At 50.7% G+C, this 23558-nt stretch carries 23 protein-coding genes; 20 read left to right on the top strand and 3 right to left on the bottom strand.

The window, feature by feature from the left end:
- Window positions 1–49: 49 nt before the first annotated feature.
- A complete protein-coding gene (gene hrpB, locus AB1L17_RS22695; RefSeq protein ID WP_412846150.1) occupies window positions 50–2554 on the top strand; it encodes an ATP-dependent helicase HrpB in 2505 nt (834 codons plus the stop codon).
- A gap of 260 nt (window positions 2555–2814) precedes the next feature.
- Here hrpB and bluB read toward each other — a convergent pair whose 3' ends face one another.
- Window positions 2815–3468, bottom strand: a complete 654-nt coding sequence (bluB, locus tag AB1L17_RS22700; RefSeq protein WP_412846149.1) for a 5,6-dimethylbenzimidazole synthase — start codon at window positions 3466–3468, stop codon at window positions 2815–2817.
- Window positions 3469–3604: 136 nt separating this feature from the next.
- Between bluB and AB1L17_RS22705 the strand changes: the two genes are divergently transcribed.
- The 6 genes from AB1L17_RS22705 (at window position 3605) to AB1L17_RS22730 (ending at window position 9615) form a co-directional block, all read left to right on the top strand.
- The gene (locus AB1L17_RS22705; protein WP_412846148.1) at window positions 3605–4288 is read left to right on the top strand and encodes a response regulator transcription factor; all 684 of its coding nucleotides are present in this window, start codon (window positions 3605–3607) and stop codon (window positions 4286–4288) included.
- Window positions 4254–5687, top strand: a complete 1434-nt coding sequence (locus AB1L17_RS22710; RefSeq protein ID WP_412846147.1) for a sensor histidine kinase — start codon at window positions 4254–4256, stop codon at window positions 5685–5687. Before AB1L17_RS22705 ends, AB1L17_RS22710 begins: the two co-directional genes overlap by 35 nt.
- Window positions 5688–5830: 143 nt before the next feature.
- Complete coding sequence (locus AB1L17_RS22715; RefSeq protein ID WP_412846146.1) at window positions 5831–7411, top strand: efflux RND transporter periplasmic adaptor subunit; 1581 nt, start codon at window positions 5831–5833, stop codon at window positions 7409–7411.
- A gap of 5 nt (window positions 7412–7416) precedes the next feature.
- Window positions 7417–8139: an ABC transporter ATP-binding protein gene (locus tag AB1L17_RS22720; RefSeq protein WP_412846145.1), complete on the top strand. Its 723-nt coding sequence runs from the start codon at window positions 7417–7419 to the stop codon at window positions 8137–8139.
- On the top strand, window positions 8136–9347 hold the full coding sequence (locus AB1L17_RS22725) for an ABC transporter permease (RefSeq protein ID WP_412846144.1): 1212 nt from the start codon (window positions 8136–8138) through the stop codon (window positions 9345–9347). Before AB1L17_RS22720 ends, AB1L17_RS22725 begins: the two co-directional genes overlap by 4 nt.
- A 52-nt stretch (window positions 9348–9399) precedes the next feature.
- Window positions 9400–9615, top strand: a complete 216-nt coding sequence (locus AB1L17_RS22730; protein WP_412846143.1) for a hypothetical protein — start codon at window positions 9400–9402, stop codon at window positions 9613–9615.
- Between the two features lie 372 nt (window positions 9616–9987).
- Here AB1L17_RS22730 and AB1L17_RS22735 read toward each other — a convergent pair whose 3' ends face one another.
- Window positions 9988–10329 carry a hypothetical protein gene (locus AB1L17_RS22735; RefSeq protein ID WP_412846142.1) on the bottom strand — a complete coding sequence of 114 codons (342 nt, stop codon included), beginning with the start codon at window positions 10327–10329 and terminating at the stop codon, window positions 9988–9990.
- 215 nt (window positions 10330–10544) lie between these two features.
- Here AB1L17_RS22735 and AB1L17_RS22740 point away from each other — a divergent pair, with 215 nt between their 5' ends.
- Genes AB1L17_RS22740 through mscL form a run of 3 tightly spaced genes read left to right on the top strand, consistent with a single transcriptional unit; the run spans window position 10545 to window position 12819 of the window.
- The gene (locus tag AB1L17_RS22740) at window positions 10545–11405 is read left to right on the top strand and encodes a nucleoside hydrolase (RefSeq protein WP_412846141.1); all 861 of its coding nucleotides are present in this window, start codon (window positions 10545–10547) and stop codon (window positions 11403–11405) included.
- A 4-nt stretch (window positions 11406–11409) separates the two neighbouring features.
- Entirely contained in the window at window positions 11410–12342 is a 933-nt protein-coding gene (locus tag AB1L17_RS22745) for a nucleoside hydrolase (RefSeq protein ID WP_412846140.1), read from the top strand.
- Window positions 12343–12354: 12 nt separating this feature from the next.
- A complete protein-coding gene (gene mscL / locus AB1L17_RS22750) occupies window positions 12355–12819 on the top strand; it encodes a large conductance mechanosensitive channel protein MscL (RefSeq protein WP_412846139.1) in 465 nt (154 codons plus the stop codon).
- A 38-nt stretch (window positions 12820–12857) separates the two neighbouring features.
- Here the strand turns inward: mscL and AB1L17_RS22755 are convergent, their stop codons facing one another.
- Window positions 12858–13631, bottom strand: coding sequence for a YheC/YheD family protein (locus tag AB1L17_RS22755; RefSeq protein WP_412846138.1), 774 nt, complete (start codon window positions 13629–13631; stop codon window positions 12858–12860).
- Window positions 13632–13811: 180 nt separating this feature from the next.
- Between AB1L17_RS22755 and AB1L17_RS22760 the strand changes: the two genes are divergently transcribed.
- The 10 genes from AB1L17_RS22760 (at window position 13812) to AB1L17_RS22805 (ending at window position 23522) form a co-directional block, all read left to right on the top strand.
- Complete coding sequence (locus tag AB1L17_RS22760) at window positions 13812–14636, top strand: DUF6597 domain-containing transcriptional factor (protein ID WP_412846136.1); 825 nt, start codon at window positions 13812–13814, stop codon at window positions 14634–14636.
- Between the two features lie 76 nt (window positions 14637–14712).
- Window positions 14713–15078 carry an MmcQ/YjbR family DNA-binding protein gene (locus tag AB1L17_RS22765; protein ID WP_412846135.1) on the top strand — a complete coding sequence of 122 codons (366 nt, stop codon included), beginning with the start codon at window positions 14713–14715 and terminating at the stop codon, window positions 15076–15078.
- Between the two features lie 5 nt (window positions 15079–15083).
- Window positions 15084–15461, top strand: coding sequence for a VOC family protein (locus AB1L17_RS22770; protein ID WP_412846134.1), 378 nt, complete (start codon window positions 15084–15086; stop codon window positions 15459–15461).
- 210 nt (window positions 15462–15671) lie between these two features.
- On the top strand, window positions 15672–16892 hold the full coding sequence (locus AB1L17_RS22775; protein WP_412846133.1) for an anhydro-N-acetylmuramic acid kinase: 1221 nt from the start codon (window positions 15672–15674) through the stop codon (window positions 16890–16892).
- 26 nt (window positions 16893–16918) lie between these two features.
- Window positions 16919–18454, top strand: coding sequence for an ABC transporter substrate-binding protein (locus AB1L17_RS22780; protein ID WP_412846132.1), 1536 nt, complete (start codon window positions 16919–16921; stop codon window positions 18452–18454).
- A 73-nt stretch (window positions 18455–18527) separates the two neighbouring features.
- Complete coding sequence (locus tag AB1L17_RS22785; protein WP_412846131.1) at window positions 18528–19469, top strand: ABC transporter permease; 942 nt, start codon at window positions 18528–18530, stop codon at window positions 19467–19469.
- 15 nt (window positions 19470–19484) lie between these two features.
- A complete protein-coding gene (locus tag AB1L17_RS22790; RefSeq protein WP_412846130.1) occupies window positions 19485–20318 on the top strand; it encodes an ABC transporter permease in 834 nt (277 codons plus the stop codon).
- A gap of 25 nt (window positions 20319–20343) precedes the next feature.
- The gene (locus AB1L17_RS22795) at window positions 20344–21564 is read left to right on the top strand and encodes a serine hydrolase domain-containing protein (protein ID WP_412846128.1); all 1221 of its coding nucleotides are present in this window, start codon (window positions 20344–20346) and stop codon (window positions 21562–21564) included.
- Between the two features lie 18 nt (window positions 21565–21582).
- Window positions 21583–22557, top strand: a complete 975-nt coding sequence (locus AB1L17_RS22800; RefSeq protein ID WP_412846127.1) for an ABC transporter ATP-binding protein — start codon at window positions 21583–21585, stop codon at window positions 22555–22557.
- Complete coding sequence (locus tag AB1L17_RS22805; RefSeq protein WP_412846125.1) at window positions 22554–23522, top strand: ABC transporter ATP-binding protein; 969 nt, start codon at window positions 22554–22556, stop codon at window positions 23520–23522. Before AB1L17_RS22800 ends, AB1L17_RS22805 begins: the two co-directional genes overlap by 4 nt.
- Window positions 23523–23558: the final 36 nt, after the last annotated feature.

The following is a 23558-nucleotide window of genomic DNA, read 5'->3' on the forward strand; positions in this document are numbered from 1 at the left end:
CCGTATCGTGTATGATGAGTATGGATGATTGCTTGTATGAGGTGAAAACATGAATGCATTGCCGATAGATGAAGTATTGCCCGAATTGGTAAACACGCTGTGCGAACATACAAACGCTGTGTTAGTCGCCTCTCCGGGTGCGGGAAAAACGACGCGGGTACCACTGGCATTACGCGAAGAAGCGTGGTTAGACAATCGCCGAATTGTGATGCTGGTCCCGCGTCGACTGGCAGCGCGCCAAGCGGCTGCCTACATGGCTGCGTTGCTGGGTGAAGAGGTAGGACAAACGGTCGGATACCGAGTCAAGCGTGATTCGAGAGTAGGACCAAGCACGCGGATTGAAGTCATCACGGAAGGAATTTTGACGAGGATGCTACAGGATGATCCGGAGCTTGCAGATGTCGGTCTCGTTATTTTCGACGAGTTCCACGAACGGAGCTTACACGCAGATTTGGGGCTTGCGCTTAGCCTGCAGGCACAGAGCTTGTTTCGGGAAGACCTGTGTATACTCGTCATGTCCGCTACGCTTGCAGCAGAGCCCGTATCCGCTTTGCTCGGGAATGCCCCTGTTGTGATCAGTGAGGGCAGGATGTTCCCAGTGGAGACGCACTTTTTGACTACTCCGCTGGCAGGACGTCTGGAGGAAGCGGTAGTCCAGGTGATCCTGGGAGCGTTGAGGCAGGAAGACGGTGACATGCTCGTCTTTTTACCGGGAGCCAAAGAAATTCACCGTGTAAAAGATTTGCTCGAACAAAGCGGTGCTGTTACGAATATACGGATTGCGCCTCTCTACGGAAATTTGCCGCAGGACGAACAGGATAGGGCGATCCAGCCTACGGAAGCAGGAGAACGAAAAATAGTGCTGGCTACCTCGATCGCAGAGACGAGCTTGACTGTCGAGGGAGTGCGAATCGTGATCGATAGCGGGTTAAAACGAGTCCCGCATTTTTCACCGCGTACTGGGATGACGAGATTGACGACAGCAAAAGTATCGAAGGCATCTGCTGAACAACGTCGAGGAAGAGCGGGCAGGCTCACGCCAGGCGTCTGCTATCGACTGTGGACAGAGCAAGAGGACCGCATGCTGATTCCACAACAGGCACCAGAGATGATGGAAGCTGATTTGGCTGCGCTCGCTTTGGAGCTGGCTATGTGGGGAGTGGCGTCGCCGGAAGAGCTGGATTGGCTTAATCCACCTCCAAAGGCAGCGATGGCACAGGCCCAAGAGCTGCTGCTTCAGCTGGGTGCATTAGATGAAAGGAAGCAGATTACACCACATGGACGAGTACTCGCTGTGATGGGGATACATCCGAGATTAGGCCACATGATTCAGAAGGCGAATGAGCTGGGGGAAGGAGAGCTGGCTTGCGAGCTGGCTGTCCTTTTAGAAGAACGAGATATTGTGCGGGGGCGTCAAGCGTCAGCGGATGCAGATATGTGTAAGCGTGTTGCGCTGCTTCGTCAAGTTGCGAACAAGCAGAGTGGAGCGACGGAGCTGCCAATTGATGCAGGGGCATGCAGACGTCTTTGGTCAGAAGCGTCGCACTTCAAACGGACGTGGGCAAAGAACAATCCACGAGACACTTCCGCCCATACCGAAGCGACTGGTAGACTGCTGGCGTTTGCATACCCGGACCGGATTGCACAGCGAAGGGGAGATGGACGCTACTTGCTCTGCAATGGGCGTGGTGCTGCCTTTTCCGTACAACAACCGTTAGCAGCTTCGCCATATATTGTGGCAGCAGAGCTCGACGACCAAGGGACTGACAGTCGAATCCTATTGGCGGCTAGCGTGGAGGAAAGCGAGCTGTTGCGCGACTGTGCCACGCAGATTACTGAACATATGAACGTATGGTGGGAGCATTCAGCAGGGGCCGTTCGTAGCCGCAAGCAAAAGCGGTTGGGGGTGATCCTCTTGTCAGATTCGCCAGCGGAGGCTTCGCCAGATGCGATGGTAGCTGCGCTTCTTGATGGGATTAAAGAAGAAGGCTTGGCGATTTTGCCGTGGAATCGACAGTCGAGCCAGTATCGGGAGAGATTGATGTTCATGTACCGACTGGAGGAAGGCTGGCCGAATGTGGAGGATGAGGCGCTGCTTGGTTCCTTGGAGGAATGGCTCGCTCCCCATGTGTATGGATACAAAAGAAAGGAAGACTTGCAGTCCCTGTCTGTACAGTCGATGCTGGAGGGTATGCTGTCATGGGAGCAGCGCAGACAACTGGACGAATACGCTCCGACTCATGTGATCGTTCCGAGTGGTTCCAAAATTCCGGTCGATTACAGCGATCCTGCCGCACCGATTCTTTCCGTCCGGCTGCAGGAGCTGTTTGGTTGGCAGGACGCTCCCCGAATAGGCAGGGGAAGAGTGCCGCTGACCTTACATCTTCTTTCGCCAGCTCATCGTCCGGTGCAAGTGACAAGAGACTTGGCGAGTTTTTGGGCACAAACGTATTTTGAGGTAAAAAAAGATTTGAAGGGCCGTTATCCGAAGCACTATTGGCCGGATGATCCGCTAGCAGCCATCCCGACGAATCGGACGCGTCCGCGCATATAAATCGATACGGATACCTAGGTATATTCGGGCATACAGGAAGGGATAGGCGTCAGGTGAAATTTCCCATTTTGCTAGTTCCATCTTCGTGAGTCGTGTTAATTGTGAAACTTTCCTTGTGTTTGGGCACGTCAGGAAGATACCGTGAATCACGTACTACCCCTCTACTACCCTTGTGCTGCCTGTTGATCAGGCGGTTTTTTTTTGCAAGAAAAAAAGGTGCCGCAACTGCAGCGCCCTTTCTTTAAGATATCCGTCGAGGCTTACGCCTTGTTTCCCCACTGCTCCCGATAAATCAGCTGCTGGAGGTCTTCGCGTTGTCTCCATTGGTGAAGCTCCAAGAGTGGGCGTTCCGGGTAATGATCCGTGTAGCCGATCGACAGCAATGCGACCGGATCGATATGCGGCGGTATGTTCAAGATACGACGCACGTCGGCCTTCTTGTAAAAGCTGACCCAGCCCATCGCCAAATCTTCTGCGTATGCAGCCAGCCACATGTTTTGAATCGCACAGCTGACAGACATAATATCTGTTTCCGGGATGGAATTGCGTCCCAATACATGGTCGCCGCCACGAGTAGGATCACAGGTGACACAGATCGTGATCGGCGCTTCCTTGATCCCTTGAATTTTCAACTCTAAAAAGGAAGACTCGCGTCCCGTTCCTTCGTAGTGAATAGCAAGCGCCCGGCGCTCTTTATCCGCACATTCTGCGAGTGCTTGTTTTGTTGCGTCGTCTTCCACCAGGACAAAATTCCACGGCTGCATGAACCCCACAGAAGGAGCATGGTGGGCAGCAGCCAAGATCATCGCCAGCTTCTCCGGCGCGACAGGATCTTTGCGAAAGGAACGAATATCGCGGCGATTGCTGATGGCCTTATACAGACCGTTTTTTTCTTCCGCGGTCAAGCGTTTCATGAGAAAACCTCCCTATCTGCTTTCAGCTCTCTTTATTTTACTGATAAAGTATGCTTCCTTCCAGACATCTGCTTGACATATTCATGTCCTACGCTAGAGAGGAGATTAGTCCGAGCAGAGGGGAGAGAGTACGAGAATGCAAAACATCTTAATCGTGGAAGACGAGTTACCCATCTCTCGGGTATTGAAAGCGTACTTGGAAAAAAACAACTTTCGGGTCGAACAGGCATTTAACGGTGAGGAAGCAGAGCAGAAGTTTGATGCACTCAATCCTGCGCTCGTCTTGCTGGACGTGATGCTGCCTGGGCGAAGCGGTTGGAGTATTCTCGAATATATACGGGCGAGAAGCTCGTGTCCTGTCATCATGCTGACAGCGCTGGGACAGATCGATAACAAGCTGACGGGCTTGAACCGAGGTGCAGATGACTATATCACCAAGCCCTTTATTGCAGATGAAGTGGTTGCTCGCGTGCATGCGGTATTACGTCGCTCGAAACAATTGATAGAAGGCAGCCATGTCAAACAGTTTGGAAGTCTAAAAGTCGACTTTAAGGCCTATTCTGTCATGCTGCACGGCATTGAGCTGGCCTTCACCCCAAAGGACCTGTGTCTGTTTCTCTTTTTGGCACAGTACAAAAACCAGACGTTCACCAGAGAACAGCTGATCGAGCAAGTGTGGGGGATGGATTACGAGGGAAGTGATCGCGCAGTAGACCTCGCGATCAAGCGTATCCGGCGTTCCTTGGAGAATTGGCCGACATCCGAAGGGGAAATCAGAACGTATCGTGGCTTGGGCTACAAGCTGTGTGTATATGAGTGAGAAAAAGCGCACCTCCCTGTTTCGTTATTGGACGAACCGTTATCTGATCACGTTGTGTATCGGCCTTTTAGTGATCGGGATTGCGTCCAGCTGCTGGATTTCATACAGCGAGACTCAAAAGCGCCTTGATTTTATGAGACTAATGGCAGCAGAAGTAGCGGATCGGGTCGTTGATGCGGATGGCAATGTGAAAATGGCTCCGTTTCTGTTTCGGATTGTGGACAGTCGTCAGCAATCACTCGGAGTCAATTACAAACCGATCTTGGTCATTTTAGATGAACAGAACCGACCTGTGTTTGGCGTTCCGGGCCCTTATTCCGGGGAGCTGAAGCGCATCGCGCCTGATCTTGTAGCAGCGGATGACAGTATGTCACAGTTCCAGCTGGAGCGCGGTGATACGGTGCTTTACGTAAAGAAAAGCATTGAGGTTGATGAGCGGGTCGTGGGCTGGGTCATGCTGTTCACCCCACAAAAATACCTGATGCGAAGCACGACTGAGTTCCAGCTGTTAACGATCATGCTGGTTAGTCTCGGATTGCTTGGGTGGCTCGTCATTTATTTACTGACAAAAAAACTATCTCAGCCCATTAAGGATGTGGCGGACGCTGCCAAGCAAATCGTGATGGGGAACTACGAGATTCAGCTGGATAAAAACAAGCGCGAACAAGAGGTGTATGAGCTGATCCATTCTTTTGAAGAAATGGCAGACCGGTTGAAGCAGCTGGAAATGATGCGTACCGAGCTGCTGGCTGGCGTGACTCATGAACTCAAAACACCTGTTACGTCCATCAGTGGGCTGGTGCAAGCCGTGAGGGAAGAGGTTGTTAGCGGAGCAGAAGCCAAAGAGTTTTTGGATATATGTACGAAGGAAACGGCGCGTCTGCAAAAAATGGTAGAGGATTTGCTCGATTTTAACTCCTTTGCTGTGGGTGACATTCGCATCCGTCGGCAACCTCAAAATATGCAGGAGCTGATCCGGGAAATTACGCACCAATGGAAAATTGTGCAGGAAGAAGAAAAGCTCATCTTGGACATCGAAAAAACGTCTGAGCCGATCTTGATAGAGACCGACCCTCTGCGTGTGCAGCAAATCATGTACAATCTCCTAAACAATGCAGCACAAGCGATGGGATCGGAAGGGCGGATTGTCGTGTCGCTATCGGCGACAGCAGAAAAGATTCGTATTGACGTAAAGGACAATGGGCGTGGGATACCGCTAGAAGAACAGTCTTTGATTTTCGAGCGATTCTACCGAGGCGAGGACAAGAAGCATATCGTCCGCGGGCTTGGGCTAGGCTTGTCTTTTAGCAGAATGATTGCCCAGGCGTTAGGCGGTATGTTGACTCTGACAGAAAGCACCTCGTCGGGCAGCACATTCACCTTGATTTTGCGTAAATAACAGATGGTTTCACGAAAAGCGACCTGACTAGCTCAGGTCGTTTTTTTGTGAAGTATCTGACTTTTCCCTGACGTATTCGTTCCGTATATTGGTCGCAACCAAAAAGACAAGTCTTCATTCGACAAACGCTGGGAGGACTACGAGTGACGCAAATGGAGAAAAAGCGAGAGTTGTTTTCGAGGGTACGAAGCAACAAGAAGTGGATGGTTGGAGCTTTGGCTGTCGTAGCTGTGGTCGTTTCGGGAGGGGTCTTTGGCTATCAGTCGTTTTTTACTCCACAACAGGCGAAGGCGGCTTTTCAAGTCGAGACAGTAAAAAGAGGAGACATCTCAGAGGTAGTTCAGGCGTCTGGCACTGTCCAAGCTTCCAAGCGCTCGTCTCTTTCGTTTTCTGATGCAGAGGAAGCCAAGGATGCGATCTCTACTATTCAGGTCGGCGTTGGTGATGTCGTGAAGACAGGGCAGGTACTGGCGACGATGGATGATTCCGTAGCGAGAATCCAGGTGACCAACGCAGAAGCGAATCTCCTGTCAGCGCAAGCCAAGCTAAAGGAGGCACAAAAGCGGAAGAGTCCCGCTGAGATCACATCTTTGCAAGCCGAAGTCAATCAGACCAAGACTGAGTGGGAACTGGCAAAGCAGAACATTGACGGAAAAAAAGCGACGAATGACGTGGAAAATGCAAAAGCAAATCTGGAGAGTGCTCAGAAGACATACACGTCTCAGCAGGCACTGTTTTCGGCTGGTGCGATTGCGAAGAGTGAATTCGACAGTGCGCAGTCCTCGCTGGATCAGGCCCAGCGCGATTACAATGCGGCCGTTTTGACAGCCGGTCAGACGACGGGGCAGGCTGGTGTGAAGGTAGAGCAGGCACTGGCTGCGTATCAAACAGCGCAAGAAGCGTTACAGCAAGCGAATGAAGGCCCTGATGCCGCTACCGTTTTATCGGCCAAAGCAGCGGTGGAACAGGCAAAAGCGGGACTGCAACAGGCACAAAAAGCATGGAGGGCTGTCACCTTGAAAGCACCGATGGACGGCGTGATCGTCCAGGTAAATGGCAATGTAGGCGAAATACCCGGCAATAATTTCATCATCATGGATAATTCAAATAGCGGAAATTTGGAAGTATTGGCCCAGATTAGCCAGAGTGATATCGGAAAAGTACAGGAAGGCATGCCTGTGACGTTTACGACGAATTCATATACGGACGAGACGTTTCGCGGGAAAGTGAAGCTGATCTATCCAGAAGCAAAAACAGATTCAGGAGTCACTACATACGACGTGCTCCTGTCTGTGGCAAACCAAGATAACAAATTGAAGATCGGGATGACGATGAATGTCGCGATCGAACGAGGAACACACAAAAATGTGCTCGTCGTACCAGCTCAAGCGCTGCAAACGCAAAATGGCAAGGATGGAGTGTACGTGCTGACGGATGCTGCATCCCAACAAGCAGAAGCGAATCAGGCTGAGACGAAGCAAGCGAGTAATCGCAGTGGAGATAGAGAAGGCAGAGCCAATATGCCGTATCGATTTGTTCCGATCCAAATGGGTTACTTCACTGCCGATCAGGTAGAGGTGACGGAGGGGCTTACAGAAGGAGACCGCGTCGTCATCCTCATGAATACACAGACTTCATCTGCGAGCAATCAAAATGGAAATCGAATGGGCGGCAGTATGCCCGGCTTCGGCGGAATGGGTGGCGTCCAAATAAGGGGACGGTAGTCAGTATGAAACCAGTCATTCAAATAGAAGAGCTGAGAAAACAGTACGTCATCGGAGATCAGGAAATTTATGCGCTCAGGGGTGTCAGCTTGTCGATTGAAGAAGGGGATTTCGTGGCAATCATGGGGCCTTCCGGTTCAGGCAAGTCTTCCATGATGAATGTGATTGGCTGTCTGGATAAGCCCACCTCGGGAGAGTTTTATTTAGATGGCTATCCCGTATCGCAAGCACATGACGATGAATTGGCGGTCATCCGCAATCAGAAAATCGGTTTTGTCTTTCAAAATTTCAATCTGCTTCCGCGAACGACGGCAGTTGAAAATGTAGAGCTGCCTCTTCTGTACGGCGGGACACCTGCCCGAGAACGCAGAGAAAAAGCCATCAAGGCTTTATCGAGTGTCGGACTGGCAGAGCGACTGAACAACAAGTCCAATGAGCTGTCAGGTGGGCAGCAGCAGCGCGTGTCGATCGCACGAGCTCTCGTCAATGATCCGGTCATTCTGCTCGCGGATGAGCCAACAGGAGCGCTGGATACGAAGACGAGCGAAGAGATCATGGGTATCTTTCAAGAGCTCAACGATGCGGGCAAAACCGTTATTTTGGTGACGCATGAACCCGATATTGCGGAATATGCCAAGCGGATCGTGCGTTTTCGTGACGGGCAAATCATCGCGGACGAAGTAGTGGAGGAGCGCAGGAGGGTGTCGATGGGGGAAGTGAACGAATGAGCTTTATTGAATGTGTACGCATCTCTTTTCGCAGCATCAGAGCGAACGGTTTACGCTCTGTGCTCACGATGCTGGGAATTATCATCGGTGTGGCTGCTGTCATCGCGATGGTGGCGATCGGAGAGGGCACTTCTTCGTCTGTAGCCTCGCAGATCAATGGTTTGGGGAGTAATCTTCTGATTGTCTCTCCCGGTCAGGCGACACAAGGTCGGGTAAGCCTCGGAGCGGGCTCTCTGAACACGTTGACGCTGGCAGATGCAGAATCCCTGATGCAAAAAGAATCGATCTCGGGTGTGGCGCCCAGCGTCAATAGTCGAGGACAAATTGTATGGGGGAGTCAAAACTATTCCAGTATGCTGGAGGGGACGACTGCCGATTTCCCACAGGTGAGAAATGTAGAAGTTGGACAAGGCCGTTTCTTTAGTCATTTTGAAGTGAAGATGCAATACAACGTCGCTGTAGTTGGAACGGAGGTGGTCAACAACCTGTTCAAAGGTACGAGCCCATTGGGGCAAACGGTTCAGATCAACCGGATTCCATTTACGATCATCGGTGTATTGCAGAGCCAGGGAAGCTCCGGGATGACGAACAACGACGACCGGATTATCATTCCGATTACAACTGCGATGAATCGACTGACCGGAGGCAAAAATGTCGGCACGATCTACGTCTCGGCAGCATCGCCTGATTTGATGGAGGGTGCCTATCAAGATATTGAGCAAGCTCTTCGTGCCAATCACAAGCTACGGCCACAAGCAGCCAACGACTTTCGCATTACTTCCCAATCTGATATTTTGAGCACGGCACAAGAGGTTGCAAGCTCCATGACCGCCCTCTTATCTGGGATTGCCGCCATCTCGCTGATCGTTGGCGGGATTGGCGTGATGAACATCATGCTCGTATCCGTGACGGAGCGGACGCGGGAGATCGGGATTCGCAAGGCGATTGGTGCCAAGCGGGGAGATATTCTCCGTCAGTATTTGATCGAAGCCGTTACGCTTAGTCTGATTGGCGGGGTTATTGGTATCGTTTTAGGGGTAGGGGCTGCGCTTTTGATTAGCAAGCTCGGCCAGATGGCAACCTCGATTAGTCTGTCTCCAATCATGTATGCGTTTTTGACGTCTACACTGGTTGGTGTCATTTTTGGTGTGTATCCAGCGAGAAAAGCAGCACAGCTCAAACCAATCGATGCGCTGCGGTATGAGTGAGTGTGTAATTTTTCCAATCCGGGCATACTAGCGGTGAGAGGTGTTTGTGCTGATGGAAAAAAACGTTCAATTTTCCGTACCATGGCGAGAAGCGACACGCATCATGAAAAGGATCAAAACGAGTAAATTGCGTTATTTTGTCAGGCAGCCGGAAGGAAAGACCGGCGTTGCGTTCGTCTTTCCCCGAGTCAGTGTCAGCCAATATGTTTATTTGTATATCATTTTTGGGCCGAGAGCTGCTGACGTGCTCAATAATGATAGCAAATAGATGGGTCCCTGATTGCCTGGGCAGGCATCAGGGATTTTATAATTATTCACAGAAAACAAAACCTGACACTTTTCGATAGGACAGTTTCATAGTACAATTCCTGTATGAACGAACTTGGGGAAGTTCGGGATGGCGGCACCCAATCTGTGCAGAAGGGCCGCCTCTTTTTTTTCGAGGTTGGAAGAATGATAGATTTCGACAGTGTTTATAGAGAGAGGATAGAATAGGCATTATTGCCTGAATATACAGCTAGATCGTGTTGGTAGTTGGATATAAAATAAACGTATTCACGTGAATATAACGTACTACTCTCTCCCAAGATTTGATCTTGGGACTTTTTTTGTGCAAAACGACATAAAAAAAAGCCGTTTTTCATGACGGCTCTGGTGTCGATATTTTGGGTTGAAAGCTTCCCTTCAGCCATGCATCAATCAACTGCTCCGGTGTAAGAGAAATGGTGATGCCAACCTCGGGCAGGTCGACAGAAAAAACATTCTCCCGATACAAATACCATAGTGCTCCGGCGGGCTCGATTGTATAGACGTGTATATTTTTTCTTGACTGCTGGCCAGCCTTTTGGATTTCCCGCAACGCTGTGAACATTTCACCCCAGACAGGCAGATATGGCTTCCTTTGATGCTGTACGATTGCTTGGATCAGTTGGTTTTTCGCGAGAGAAATAGCATCCATGGTTGGGTGGTTCAACGAAAGCATGACCGTTATACTCCTTTTGCATGGCTTTGCGCATTAGTCTTGCGTGATGACGATTTTTGTCGAAGTTATGAATAAGTGTAAAATAGTTATCATCCCGATGCAATAGGAGAGACGGTAGAATGAGCATTTGGATATTTGACGGTTGCTGCTGATTTGGATAGCATAGGAACAGCGGTTTTGACAAAAGGCAAAAGCGAGATGCGGGAGATGAGATTGTGGCAAAAAAACATCGGTTGATCATCGAGTTTTGCGGTGGATTTGATCAAGGGCTGGCATTGCTGTATGCTTTGCGGTCGCCTGATGTTCAAGTGGCAGGAATCATTTGTAGAGAAACACAGTCAAACCAATGCAGCACATTGGCTCGCAAGCTGATAGATTATGCGCAGCCAGGCTATGATATTTCCATCGTACCAGGTGCCAAAGGGCCGCTCTTCTCGGGATCTGTTGATAGCGCCTCCCCGGATGGTGTACGGTTCCTCGTAGAAGCAACGCGGGATGAGGACAGTAACCTGACGTTAGTGACGTTTGACCGTTTGACGACGCTGGCAATGGCTGTAGCGCGTGATCCGCAGCTGGCGGGTAAATTTACGAGAATTGTGGTGCAGGGTGGAGCCATTCGTGTACCGGGAGATGTAACGGCAATTGCCGAAACCAATATGCATGGTGATCCAGAAGCAGCTGCACTTGTTTTGGCAGCCGGTTTGCCGTTTGTACTGGTTCCATTCGATACGACCAAGTCGTTCCAGTTGACGGAAGAGCAGGTACATAAGCTGGGAAGTCTAGCACATTCAGCTGACCTCATCGATCGAACAGAGGAATCGGGCGTGCAGCTTGCGCCTTCTGAACGTAAGCTTCATGCATGGGTTGCGATGCAGGCAGCTCTGTCGCCTGAAAAGATGCGGACGGAGCAGATGAAGCTCTCCGTCGAATGCAAAAGCTCCTTGTCACGCGGTGCCATTTTAGCTGACCTGCGGGCGAAACCAAGTGTAGGAACAGATACGGCTGTATGTGTTGAGGTTGATATGGCAGAGGCAAAGAGATGGCTGCAAACTGTTTTGGATCAGGGAGGGCAATGAGCGCATGGAAAAAATCATTTTGGACGTAGATACCGGGATTGATGATGCGCTGGCGATCGCATATGCGATTCACTCTCCTGCACTGGAAGTGTGTGGGATAACCACGACTTTTGGCAATATTACGGTTGAGGAAGCAACACGCAATACATTGCAGGTATTGGAACTGTTGAATGCTTCTGCAATTCCTGTCTATCAGGGGGCAGGAAAACCGATTGTCCGCGATCTCACTGGGAAAGCACGGTTGTTTCACGGTGAAAACGGGCTAGGAAATGTCGTCCTCCCGGAAGCAGCGACGACAGCACAGCCGCAGTGTGCCACACACTATCTCATCTCTGCGATAAAAGAACATCCTCACGAAATCACACTGGTGACTGTAGGGAGCATGACCAATCTGGCGTTGGCTATTATGGCAGCTCCAGAAATCGTGTCCCTCGTCAAGCGAGTGGTCGTCATGGGGGGAGCAGTAACGGTGCCGGGGAATCGCACGCCAGTAGCAGAAGCGAATATTTGCGCCGATCCGGAAGCGGCAGCGTTTGTCTTCCAGTCTGGCATTCCGTTGACACTGGTAGGGCTGGACGTGACGATGCAAACATTGCTGACCCGCGATCATTTGCGAGAATGGAGAGCACAGGGTACACGCTTGAGTCATGCGTTCGCGGATATGTGCGAGGTGTACATGGATGCCTACGCGACAGTAGGCAACTTACGTGGCTGCGGTCTGCATGATCCGTTAGCGGTTGGTGTCGTCATCGATCCTACGTTTGTGAGGTCAGTCCCGATGCATGTTGCGGTAGACACGTCGGGGGGAGCCAGTGATGCTCGTACAATTGGCGACAGACGGGACAACCCAGCGCAAGCTCCGAATGTGGACGTGTGCCTGGAGGTTGATCATGAGCGCTTTGTCAGTCATTTTTTACAACACGTAATAGGAATTTAGGAGGAAGGCATTGTGTTAAAAGAGTTTAAAGAGTTTGCGTTAAAAGGAAATGTAATGGATCTGGCTGTCGGTGTGGTCATCGGCGGTGCGTTCGGTAAAATTGTTACCTCACTTGTTAATGACATCATTACCCCGTTGATTGGGATGCTTCTGGGCAAGGTGGATTTCTCCGGTCTGTTCATCAATTTGAGCGGAGTTCCTTACAAAACGATTGCCGATGCAAAAGCAGCTAAAGCTGCGACGCTAAACTACGGGTTGTTCATCAATTCCGTGCTTGATTTTGTCATTATCGCCTTTTCTATTTTCATCGTCATCAAGCAGCTCAACCGCTTCAAACGCAAGCAAGAAGTGGAGAAGGCGCCTGAAACAACCAAAGAGTGCCCGCATTGCATCTCGGCTATTCCGATCAAGGCTACACGCTGCCCGAACTGCACCTCCATGCTGGAGACAAACGGAACGGCATTGGCACACGAGTAAGACGAATACACGAATAAGAGACGAACAGAGGAGGGCGATTATGCCTTCCTCTGTTTTCGTTTCACGCGGTTTTTATACTGAGAGTGTAGTCTTTTAATCGTATGATAATAGGTCTTGTCTTTGAGCTTGGCGAACAGACCGTGGGAAGGAAAGTCGTAATTGACCTCAATAATGGAGAGGTTCCCTGCTTTCTCTACTGCAAAATCAACGCCGATTTGCGCACTGTGCCGATATTTATTAAAGTGGGCACATACGCGATGACTGATTTGAATCAGCTGCGAGACGACACTTTTTATTTGGTCAGGCTTAACTGCCTCTGATTTTTTCAAGGCATGCGGGACTGTAACAGCATATCCGCCACCGCGAGCGACATTGGTAATAATACTGTCGGAGCCTGCTACCTTGGCTAGCATCCCAGCATACTGCCATTTGCCCAATCCATTGCGCATCATCATGACGCGAATGTCAAAGGGACGACCGTTGATTTCTGCTAAATCGAGCCCTTTTTGGATGACGTAATTTTTTTCCGTGCATTGTCTCGCGAGCTGTTGTTTTAATTCAGCCAAAGATTCAGCTAGCAGCGGCTCTCCGCGTTCTTTGACGAATTGATAGCCTCCGTCGTCTGTTTGCCAGACACGGATAATGCCTTTTCCCATATGGGTTCGCGTCGGTTTGATATAGACAGTAGGATACTTCGATAAATACGAGTCCAACAGAGCGGGCTTATATAAAGAAGTAGGCGGCAGGTAAGGGCGAATGTACGGACTTTTTGAAAAGAACTGATGAAGGCTCCACTTGGAAGAGGAGATCACACCATGCACCTCGCTTTATGCATAATCCATTCGTCCCAGCATATGCAAAAACGCTCCCGACCGTTTTTACTCGCCTCTTGATGAGAATGGCGTTTTTCAAGAAATACCAAGGAAAGAGAACGAGTTCAGAAATTGTGGGGGAATCTATGTTCTAATAAAAAAACAAGGATGGCGAAAATCATGCGGCAATACCGTCCAGTGCAACCGCCGACTCTACAACGATTGAGCGTCGAAAATGCGTATCGCTACCGAGAATACTTGCCCTGCAAAAGCCTGGCGAACTACGTCGCTTGCTACTGGGTCTCAGAGTACGACGGTAAGGGGATCGCACGTGCGAGCCGAGTCATTCCTGATGGGTGCGTCGATATCATTTTCAATCTCGGTGCTTCTTCTTATAAGAAGGGGGCATTTCTAACGGGACTGATGCGGACGTACGAAGTCATGCTCGTAACCGAACCACAGTCTTTGATCGGCATTCGGTTTTACGTGGAGGGAGCAGCTCGCTTCTTACGCTACCCTGTCGCCATGATAAACGGACATCACCTTGCTCTGGAGGACATCTGGGGCCAGGAGGCTGATCGGGTAGTAGAAGGCCTGCTGGAGGCATCAGATACGGCTCGGCGGATCGCTTGGTTGGAGCAGGAGCTTATCAAACGCTTGTGGATGGATGATCCAACAGACGGGTTGCTTCTAACTAGCATGCAATACTTGTACGAATACAGAGGCAATCTTTCCATAACAGCACTTGCCGAGAAAGTGAATTACAGCGAGAGAACCTTGCGCAGGACGTTTCAACAACAATTGGGGATAAGCCCGAAGGAACTGGGCCGAATCATTCAATTTCAAGGGCTGCTGCAAATGCTGACTACCGGAGCACAACCTTCTTTTACGGATGCAGCGCTTCAATGCGGCTATTACGATCAGTCGCATCTGATTAAAAGCTTTCACACTTTTTACGGCGTAGCCCCAAGCAAAATCGTCTTGCCAGATACGGCGAATCGATAGCTTTGAGAGGTTGTCCGTTTTTTACAATCTTCCTGATGCGAGACTTGTTATTCTATAGAAAGGGTGGTGAATGCAGGTGGATCAACAAACATTAGATACGTACTGTCGAAAGCAGCCCGGTGCCACACATGACTATCAGATGGATTGGGAGGCTGACCGGTACCATGTCGGTGGCAAAATATTTGCCATGATCGGAGGCGACTCCAAAGGGGTTCGTATCCTCACCTTGAAATGCGATCCGATGCGTGCGGAGGAATTGCGCGAGAGCTATGAGGGCATCATACCCGGCTATCACATGAATAAATCTCATTGGAATTCTGTCTACTTGGACGCTGACATCCCCGAAGGCTTATGGGAAAAGATGATCGAGCATGCGTATGAAATGGTACTGCAAAAGCTGCCCAAGCGCGTCCAGCAAGAAATCAAAAGCGAACAGGAGTGAGTGATGTGGGAATTAAGCTTGATATGATAGGAATAGTCGTGCAGGACATGAAAAAAGCATTGGATTTCTATCGTGTACTCGGTTTTGATATCCCTGAGGGGGCTAATGAAGAGCCGCATGTGGAAGTAGCACAAGACGGTGTTCGTTTGGCTTTTGATACCGTTGAGATTGCCAAGGGTGTATATGGAGGATGGGAAGCACCTGTCGGGCATCGGATCGAGCTCGCTTTCTTGTGTGAGGATGCTGCTGCACTTGATGCGTTGTATGCGAAAATCGTCTCGCATGGCTACGAGAGTCACCGTGAGCCGTGGGATGCGTTTTGGGGACAGCGGTATGCGATCGTGAAAGACCCGGACGGGAATTTGATCAGTCTGTTTGCGTAATGCTATATCGAATAGGAAGACAAGCCGAGCCAATGTGAAAAAGGTTCGGCTTGTTTGCGTATGGGGACAGACCTTTGTATGGTTCTTATTTCCAAGAAATAAAATTTACTAACAATTGATTGACTGATGTAATTTTACTACATATAATGAAAGCGATAACAGGAATGAATTTTTAAACGATTCGCGATTCCCAAATGGGGGGCTCATGACATGGATCAACCTGCAAAATTGCTCGATTATCGCACGAAAAAGGAGCATCTACTCATTGGCCTCATGTCGGGCACTTCGCTGGACGGCATTGATGCCGCACTTGTAGCGATCCGCACAGATCAACAAGGCGAGATCGAAAAGGTGACTCTCCGCGATTTTTTCTATATGCCCTATTCCGATGATTTGCGTGATTGGGTGATGAATCTGTGCAGTGTCGAAACGGCGAGAGTGGATCAGTTAACGGCGGTTCATTACGGCTTATCTGAATGGTATGCCTATGCGGTACAGCAACTGATTCAGAAAGCTTACGTAACAGCAGCTGAAGTAGATGCAGTCTGTACGCACGGACAAACTATTTGGCATATCGCCGGGCGCACGCCATTTCCAGGACCTGAAGGAATGACAGAGGTCAGAGCGTCCTTGCAAATCGGCGAGCTGTCCACATTGGCTGAACGCACCGGTATTCCGGTAGTGGGAAACTTCCGCGCTCGAGACTTGGCTGCTGATGGAGAAGGGGCACCGCTCGTACCGTATGCCGATTATATTTTGTTCCGCCATCCGCAAAAGGGCAGACTCTTGCAAAACATCGGTGGAATCGCCAATGTTACATTACTTCCAGCAGGTGCAGCTATCGAGCAAGTCGTTGCTTTTGATACAGGCCCAGGCAATATGATCATGGACCAAATCGTTCAGATTATGAGCAATGGACAGATGAGGTTTGACGAAGGCGGCAAACTGGCAGCAGAGGGAGTAGTCTCTCAGACGCTATTGGAAAAATTGCTGCAGGACCCGTATTACCAGATCAAGCCGCCAAAAAGCACAGGCCGCGAAGTATACGGCAGAGCGTTTGCCCAAGAGCTGTTCCGTGAGGCAGATAAGCTCGGTATGAGTCACGCTGATCTATTAGCAACCGTGACGGCATTAACTGCGACGTCGATCTCGGATGCCTATAAACAGTTTGTATTACCCACAACCAAGGTGGACGAAGTGATCGTCTCAGGTGGAGGCGCTCATAACCAGACGCTTCTCGCCATGCTGCAGCGTCAATTGCCGACGGGAATTACCGTTACGACGGCGCAGCAATTTGGGATGCCTGACGACGCGAAGGAAGCAGTCGCTTTTGCCATTTTGGGCCATGAGACACTAATGGGACGTCCATCCAATGTGCCTTCTGTAACAGGGGCCAAGAGGGCCGTGCCGTTAGGAAATATATGCTTCTAACATGAGACCAACTAGGGGGTACCATCGTGAAAAAACGAGTATTGGCAGGAGTTTTTCTATCATTGTCGCTCGTGCTTTCCGCTTGTTCAGGCGGAGGAACTGCACCGGCCGAGCAAGGCAAGTCAGCGGAAGGGCAAGCAAAAACAGAACTGATCGTGGCAGCCGAGCAAGAGCCAGTGGGCTATGACCCGCACAAGGTTCCAGCGGCATCCAGTGTGGGCGTCTATGCGCTCATTTACGATAGCTTGACCAAGCTGGACGAGAACATGAACATCGTACCGAACCTGGCAGAGAAATGGGAGATTGCGCCAGACGGAAAAACGGTCACCATGTTCCTGCAAAAAGGCGTGAAATTCCACAATGGCAAAGACATGACGGCAGAAGACGTAAAATTCAGCTTTGAGCGAATCATGAATCCAGACACGGGTTCGATCGCGAAATCGTACTTTGCGAGCGTTGAAGCGATTGAAGTGAAAGATCCAACGACGGTTGTCTTCAAGCTGAAAAATGCAGACGCTTCGTTCGTAGCCAACACGGCAAGTGCTTATGCTTCCATTGTGCCTGCAGGCTCCACTGACCTGACCAAGGAAGCGATCGGTACTGGACCATTCAAAATGGAAAAAAGCGAGTCGGGACAATATGTCCTGCTGAAGAAAAATGCGGACTATTTCAATAAAGAATTGCCAAAGGTCGAGTCCATCAAGTTCCAAATCATGAAGGACGAGGCCGAGCGTCTGGCTGCGATTCGCTCCGGTAAAGTCGACATCAGCATGGTGTCTGCTGATTCTGCGAAGCTGTTGGAAGGCAAGCCAGGTGTACAGATCAAGAACTACCAATCCCTGGAGTACAGCTACCTGGGCATTAACGTAAACAAGAAGCCTTTTGACAATCCAAAGGTTCGTGAAGCGATCAGCTATGCCGTTGACCGCAACCAAATCATTCAGACAGTTTGGAAAGGCGAAGCGACGATGACTGGTCCAATCGCACCTGCATTGACCAACTCGGCTCTGGACCCTGCTACTTACCCGACCTACAAAACCGATGTAGAAAAAGCGAAGCAATTGCTGGCGGAAGCGGGCTACCCGAACGGATTCGAGACACAGATCGAAACAGCGGCGACTTATCCAGACATGGTAGAGACCGCTCAAGTAATTCAACAACAGCTCAAAGCAATCGGCATCAACGCGAAAATCAACCAGCTCGAGTGGGGTAACTACATCGATACTTGGAAATCCAAGGATATGAACTTGATGGTAGGCCGCAACACTTCTGGTGTAGATGCTGACCGTTCCATGCGCTTCTTCTTCTCGACGACTGGTTCTGCAAACGTTTGGAACTACTCCAACCCTGCTTACGATGAGCTGGTGCAAAAAGCACTGACGACAGTCGATCAAGCAGAACGCAAAAAACTGTACGACGAAGCACAAACCATGCTGGTAGCAGATGCACCGAACCTGTTCCTGGCATCTCCGAAAAACTACTACGCGGTTCGTGACAACATCGATTTCACACCGACCGCAGCGGGTGAAGTATACTCGCTGATCAAAACTTCAATCAAGTAAGGTAGCATACTGTGTGACGAAGGCTCCGCCAGAGATGAGGCGGAGCCAAGTTTCTAAATATGGAGGGAAACTCGTGGGATCTTATCTAATCAAACGTCTCGCCAGCCTGATTCCCATCCTGTTTGGCATATCCGTATTGATCTTCACGATCCTGCATCTGGTGCCGGGCGATCCTGCTTCCATCATGCTAGGAACGAATGCCACACCGGAAGCAATCGCGGCGCTGAATAAAAGCATGGGGCTGGATCAGCCGTTGATTAACCAGTACCTGCATTGGATAGCCGGGATACTGCAAGGGAATTTTGGCGTATCGGTCCACACAGGAGAAGAGATTTTGCCCCAAATTCTCAAGCGATTTGCCATCACCATGCAATTGACTGTATTTGGTGTTCTCATTGGGTGGGTGCTCGCGATTCCGTTCGGGATTCTCTCGGCGATTCGCGCTCATTCCAAGACAGACATCGTGGTTCGTGTGTTTACGCTGTTAGGTATTTCTGTACCGAACTTTGCCATCGGGACATTGCTCTTGCTCGGCTTCTCGCTTTATTTCAACTGGTTCCCGCCCATTGATGTGGTGAACTTCTGGGAAGATCCGATAGAGGCGTTCAAGGTATTCATTCTGCCTGCGACAACGATGGGGATTGTGGTGGCTGCGGGCGTGATGCGGATGACTCGTTCTGCGTTTTTGGAAACCATGGACAAAGATTTTATACGGACAGCGCGGGCCAAGGGTAACAGTAAATGGACAATCGTCATGGGCCATGCGTTCCGCAACTCTTCGATTCCGATTGTTACGATCGCAGGTATGCAGATCGGTTATCTGCTGGGCGGGTCTGTGATCGTCGAGCAGCTGTTCTCGATTCCTGGTTTGGGCCAGTACATTCTGGAGGGAATTTATCAGCGGGATTATCCGGTCGTACAGGGAGGCGTTTTGTTCGTCGCTCTGGTGTTTGTCCTGGTCAATCTGCTCATCGACCTGATCTATACCTGGATTGATCCGCGTATCAAGTATTGACAAGGGGAATGCGACATGAGCACATTTCGAAAGCGTTTTTTGGCGAATAAGACAGCCGTCTTCTGCTCCATTTTGCTGGCGTTGCTCTGTTTGACGGCAGTGCTGGCTCCGGTGTTGGCTCCGCATGACCCGACACAAATGTTTCAGGATCATCGGATGGAAGGTAGCTCGGGTGAGTTTTTGCTAGGTACGGACCAGTTTGGTCGTGATATTTTGAGCCGCATCATCTACGGTGCGCGCGTATCGCTGGTGGTAGGGCTGTCTGCCGTTCTCGTCAGCGCCGTTTTTGGTACGTTGTTCGGCTTGATCGCTGGCTACTTCGGCCGCTGGATTGACGGTTTTATCATGCGCTGCATGGACGTCCTGTTTGCTTTTCCGGAAATTTTGCTAGCGCTGGCGATTGTCGCCGCATTAGGGCCGGGAACCTTCAACACGATCATGGCTATCGGGATCGTGAACATTCCGATTTTCACCCGGACGGTGAGGGGAGCAGTTCTCTCTATCAAAAACCTGGAGTACGTAGAAAGCGCTCGTGCCATCGGTGCGAGTACGCCGCGTATCTTGTTTCAGGAAATTTTTCCGAACGTAACAGCACCGCTGCTCGTTCAATCCTCACTGGCAATTTCCGGTGCGATTTTGACCGAATCTGCGCTCAGCTTTTTGGGCTTGGGGATTCAGCCGCCAGACCCGTCATGGGGTGGAATGATTTCTGAGGCACGCCGCTACATGGAGCTGGCTCCTGGCATGATCATCTGGCCATGTATTGCCATGACGGTAACGATTCTTGCTTGCAATATGTTTGGGGATGCCGTCCGTGATATTCTCGACCCGCGTCATCGTGGGAAATAGGAACGATAGGCAGGGGTGAGAACGAATGAACGTGCAACAGATCAGAGAACGAATGGAGTCCAGTCTGACGCAAGGGATTCGTCAGGGCATTTTTCCGGGAGGCACAGTCAGTTTGCTGCGAAAAGATGCGCCGGCTTTGACAGTCTGCATGGGAAAAACAAGCTATGGAGTGGATGCGAGGCCTGTCCATAGTCAGACGCTATACGATATGGCCTCCTTGACCAAGGTGATGGTGACATTGCCGCTCATCCTCATCAGTGTGCAGGAAGGCAAGCTATCGTTGTCGGACTCGGTGACGACCTACCTGCCAGAATTGGCAAGCGCCCACGATCAGGAGCGCAAAGGGCAGATCAAGATCATTCATTTGCTCACACATACATCTGGACTTCCTGCATGGCGCCCGTACTTTTTACTGGGGAAAAATCGGGAGGATTACTTGCAGCTAATCGCAAACGAGCCGATGCTGGATGCCCCGGGACGTAACATCGTTTACAGCGATTTAGGCTACATGCTGTTGGGCTTTTTACTGGAGCGCATATGGGACGAAGAGCTGGACGCGCTTTCGAAGCGACTGATTTTTCAACCGAGCGGGATGATTCATACGAGTTATTTGCCGCTGGAACAAGCGAGTTTGCAAGGATTGGACATGGCTGCGACAGAGAAGGGCAATGCCTTTGAACAAGCTATGGCGGTGACCTACTTATCGGAGCAGGCAGAAGCGAGACATCCCCTGGCGATGGAATGGCAGCAGGCTTTGAGCGGCTATGGTTGGCGAGAAGGAGTCATCTGTGGCACCGTTCACGATTGCAACGCCCACTATGGCCTCAGAGGCGTCAGCGGACATGCCGGACTTTTTTCTACATTAGCTGATACAGAGCGGTATATGCACATTTGGACCAGTCGAAAGGCTCCCGTCCAGCTAGATCCGACGTTGTATTCGCTAGCGACTCGCTCGCTCACAGATCACTCGGTTCATCGAAGAGGACTGGGCTGGATCATTTCCCCGACAGGCGGCTCCTTAGAACAGCTTGCTGCAGGCTGCAGCGGGGGAGACCTTGTGTCGGAACGCGCCTTTGGGCATACCGGCTTTACAGGAACGTCGATCTGGTCGGACCCGACGAGAGACGTGACACTCATTACATTGACAAACCGCGTGCATCCAGTCGCGAGCCCGTTGATCGGGTCGTGGCGGACCGCTCACCATAACCGATTATTATCTGTAATCAAACCTGACCGCACATCCTGACGAAAAGGGGGAGTACTCATGGCAGCAATGCTTACGATTGATGATTTGCGAACTTCTTTTATCCAAGCAGGCAAAAAGCTGACCGTGATCGAGGGTGTCAGTCTCTCTGTAGAGCCTGGTGAAACCGTCGGTGTGGTCGGTGAATCCGGATGTGGAAAAAGCGTGACGAGCATGTCCATCATGCAGCTCTTGGGACGGAATGTGGAGATGACAGGGAGCATCCGTTTTCAAGACAAGGAGCTGCTCTCACTCACGGATAAACAAATGCAGACGATTCGCGGCAACCAGATCGCAATGATTTTTCAGGAGCCGATGACCTCACTCAACCCGTTGCATTCGATCGGCAAACAAATCAGTGAGCCCTTGCGTCGGCATCTCGGACTGTCCAAGCAAGAAGCCAAACAACGGACGATTCAGCTCTTGAAAGAAGTCGGGATTCCACGTGCAGATGAGATTATTTCCGACTATCCGCACCAATTGTCAGGCGGGATGCGTCAACGTGTGATGATCGCGATGGCGATGTCTTGTGCGCCCAAGCTCTTGATTGCCGACGAACCGACGACGGCATTGGACGTGACGATTCAGGCGCAAATATTGGAGCTCATGAAAAAAGTCCGTCAAGAGCAAGGCACTTCCATCCTGCTTATCACACATGATCTGGGAGTCGTAGCGGAGATGTGCCACCGCGTCATCGTCATGTACGCAGGTCAAATCGTAGAGGAAGCCGACGTCAAGCAGCTGTTTGACGAGCCGAAGCATCCGTATACGAGAGGGCTTCTGAAATCGATGCCTTCAGTCAGTGTCAACCAGGAGCGATTGGATGCGATTCCGGGCTCCGTGCCGCTTTTGAGCGAAATGCCTGTGGGATGTCGGTTTGCACCGCGCTGCTCACAGGTCATGGATATTTGCCGCGAGAAAAATCCAGAGCTGCTCCCTGTCGCAGACAACCAAAAGTGCCGCTGCTGGCTGTATCGCGAGGAGGACGTGCAATGAGGCAACCACTGCTGGAAGTCAAATCATTGACCAAGCATTTCACGAGCAAGCAAGGATTCTTCAGCAAGGAAAAAGTCGTCCGTGCCGTCGATGGGGTCAACCTGACTGTTTATCCGGGCGAGACTGTCAGCATCGTTGGCGAATCGGGCTGCGGGAAGTCCACGACAGGACGCTGCATCCTGCGCCTGATTGAGCCAACTGACGGAGAAGTATTTTTTGAAGGACAGGATATCCGCAAGCTCAATGAAACAGAGCTGCGCCGGGCAAGACGCAACATGCAGCTCGTTTTTCAGGACCCGTTTGCCTCGCTGAACCCGCGAAAAACAATCGGACAGCTGTTGGAGGACCCACTCATCATCCACGGCATCGGTAATGCAGCAGAACGCCGCAAGCAAGTCGAGGAGATGATCCAGATCGTCGGTCTCTCCAAGCAGCAGCTGGATCGTTTTCCGCATGAGTTTTCCGGTGGTCAGCGTCAGCGGATCGGCATCGCGCGGGCACTGATTTTGCGTCCGAAGCTGATTGTGGCCGATGAGCCAGTATCTGCCTTGGACGTGTCGATTCAGGCACAAATTTTGAATCTGATGCAGGATTTGCAAAAGGAATTCAACCTGACCTATTTGTTTATCTCGCATGATTTGAGTGTCGTCCGTCATATTTCTGATCGGGTAGCAGTTATGTACCTCGGAAAAGTGGTGGAGGTAGCAGACAAACAATCGTTGTACGAGAGACCAACACATCCGTATACACAAGCACTGTTGTCAGCGGTGCCAGTACCGAATCCCCACCTGACTACCCAACGGATCATTTTGGAGGGAGACCTGCCAAGTCCGGCTAATCCGCCGTCTGGCTGCACATTCCATCCGCGTTGCCGCCACTGTATGGACGTTTGCAAGACGGTTGTTCCTGTGGCTGGCGAGGTATCAGCAGGGCACTTTGTCACTTGCCATCTGGATCGCATTTGAGGTGGGCATGGGCAGTAAGATTGAAAAGGAGGTTCG

The organism is Brevibacillus jepli (assembly GCF_047229145.1).
GTDB lineage: Bacteria > Bacillota > Bacilli > Brevibacillales > Brevibacillaceae > Brevibacillus.

Coding starts and splice junctions, on each gene's coding strand:
- hrpB (WP_412846150.1), top strand. CDS start 50: ATGAATGCATTGCCGATAGATGAAGTATTGCCCGAATTGGTAAACACG.
- bluB (WP_412846149.1), bottom strand. CDS start 3,468: ATGAAACGCTTGACCGCGGAAGAAAAAAACGGTCTGTATAAGGCCATC.
- AB1L17_RS22705 (WP_412846148.1), top strand. CDS start 3,605: ATGCAAAACATCTTAATCGTGGAAGACGAGTTACCCATCTCTCGGGTA.
- AB1L17_RS22720 (WP_412846145.1), top strand. CDS start 7,417: ATGAAACCAGTCATTCAAATAGAAGAGCTGAGAAAACAGTACGTCATC.
- AB1L17_RS22725 (WP_412846144.1), top strand. CDS start 8,136: ATGAGCTTTATTGAATGTGTACGCATCTCTTTTCGCAGCATCAGAGCG.
- AB1L17_RS22730 (WP_412846143.1), top strand. CDS start 9,400: ATGGAAAAAAACGTTCAATTTTCCGTACCATGGCGAGAAGCGACACGC.
- AB1L17_RS22735 (WP_412846142.1), bottom strand. CDS start 10,329: ATGCTTTCGTTGAACCACCCAACCATGGATGCTATTTCTCTCGCGAAA.
- AB1L17_RS22745 (WP_412846140.1), top strand. CDS start 11,410: ATGGAAAAAATCATTTTGGACGTAGATACCGGGATTGATGATGCGCTG.
- AB1L17_RS22760 (WP_412846136.1), top strand. CDS start 13,812: ATGCGGCAATACCGTCCAGTGCAACCGCCGACTCTACAACGATTGAGC.
- AB1L17_RS22775 (WP_412846133.1), top strand. CDS start 15,672: ATGGATCAACCTGCAAAATTGCTCGATTATCGCACGAAAAAGGAGCAT.
- AB1L17_RS22790 (WP_412846130.1), top strand. CDS start 19,485: ATGAGCACATTTCGAAAGCGTTTTTTGGCGAATAAGACAGCCGTCTTC.
- AB1L17_RS22795 (WP_412846128.1), top strand. CDS start 20,344: ATGAACGTGCAACAGATCAGAGAACGAATGGAGTCCAGTCTGACGCAA.
- AB1L17_RS22800 (WP_412846127.1), top strand. CDS start 21,583: ATGGCAGCAATGCTTACGATTGATGATTTGCGAACTTCTTTTATCCAA.
- AB1L17_RS22805 (WP_412846125.1), top strand. CDS start 22,554: ATGAGGCAACCACTGCTGGAAGTCAAATCATTGACCAAGCATTTCACG.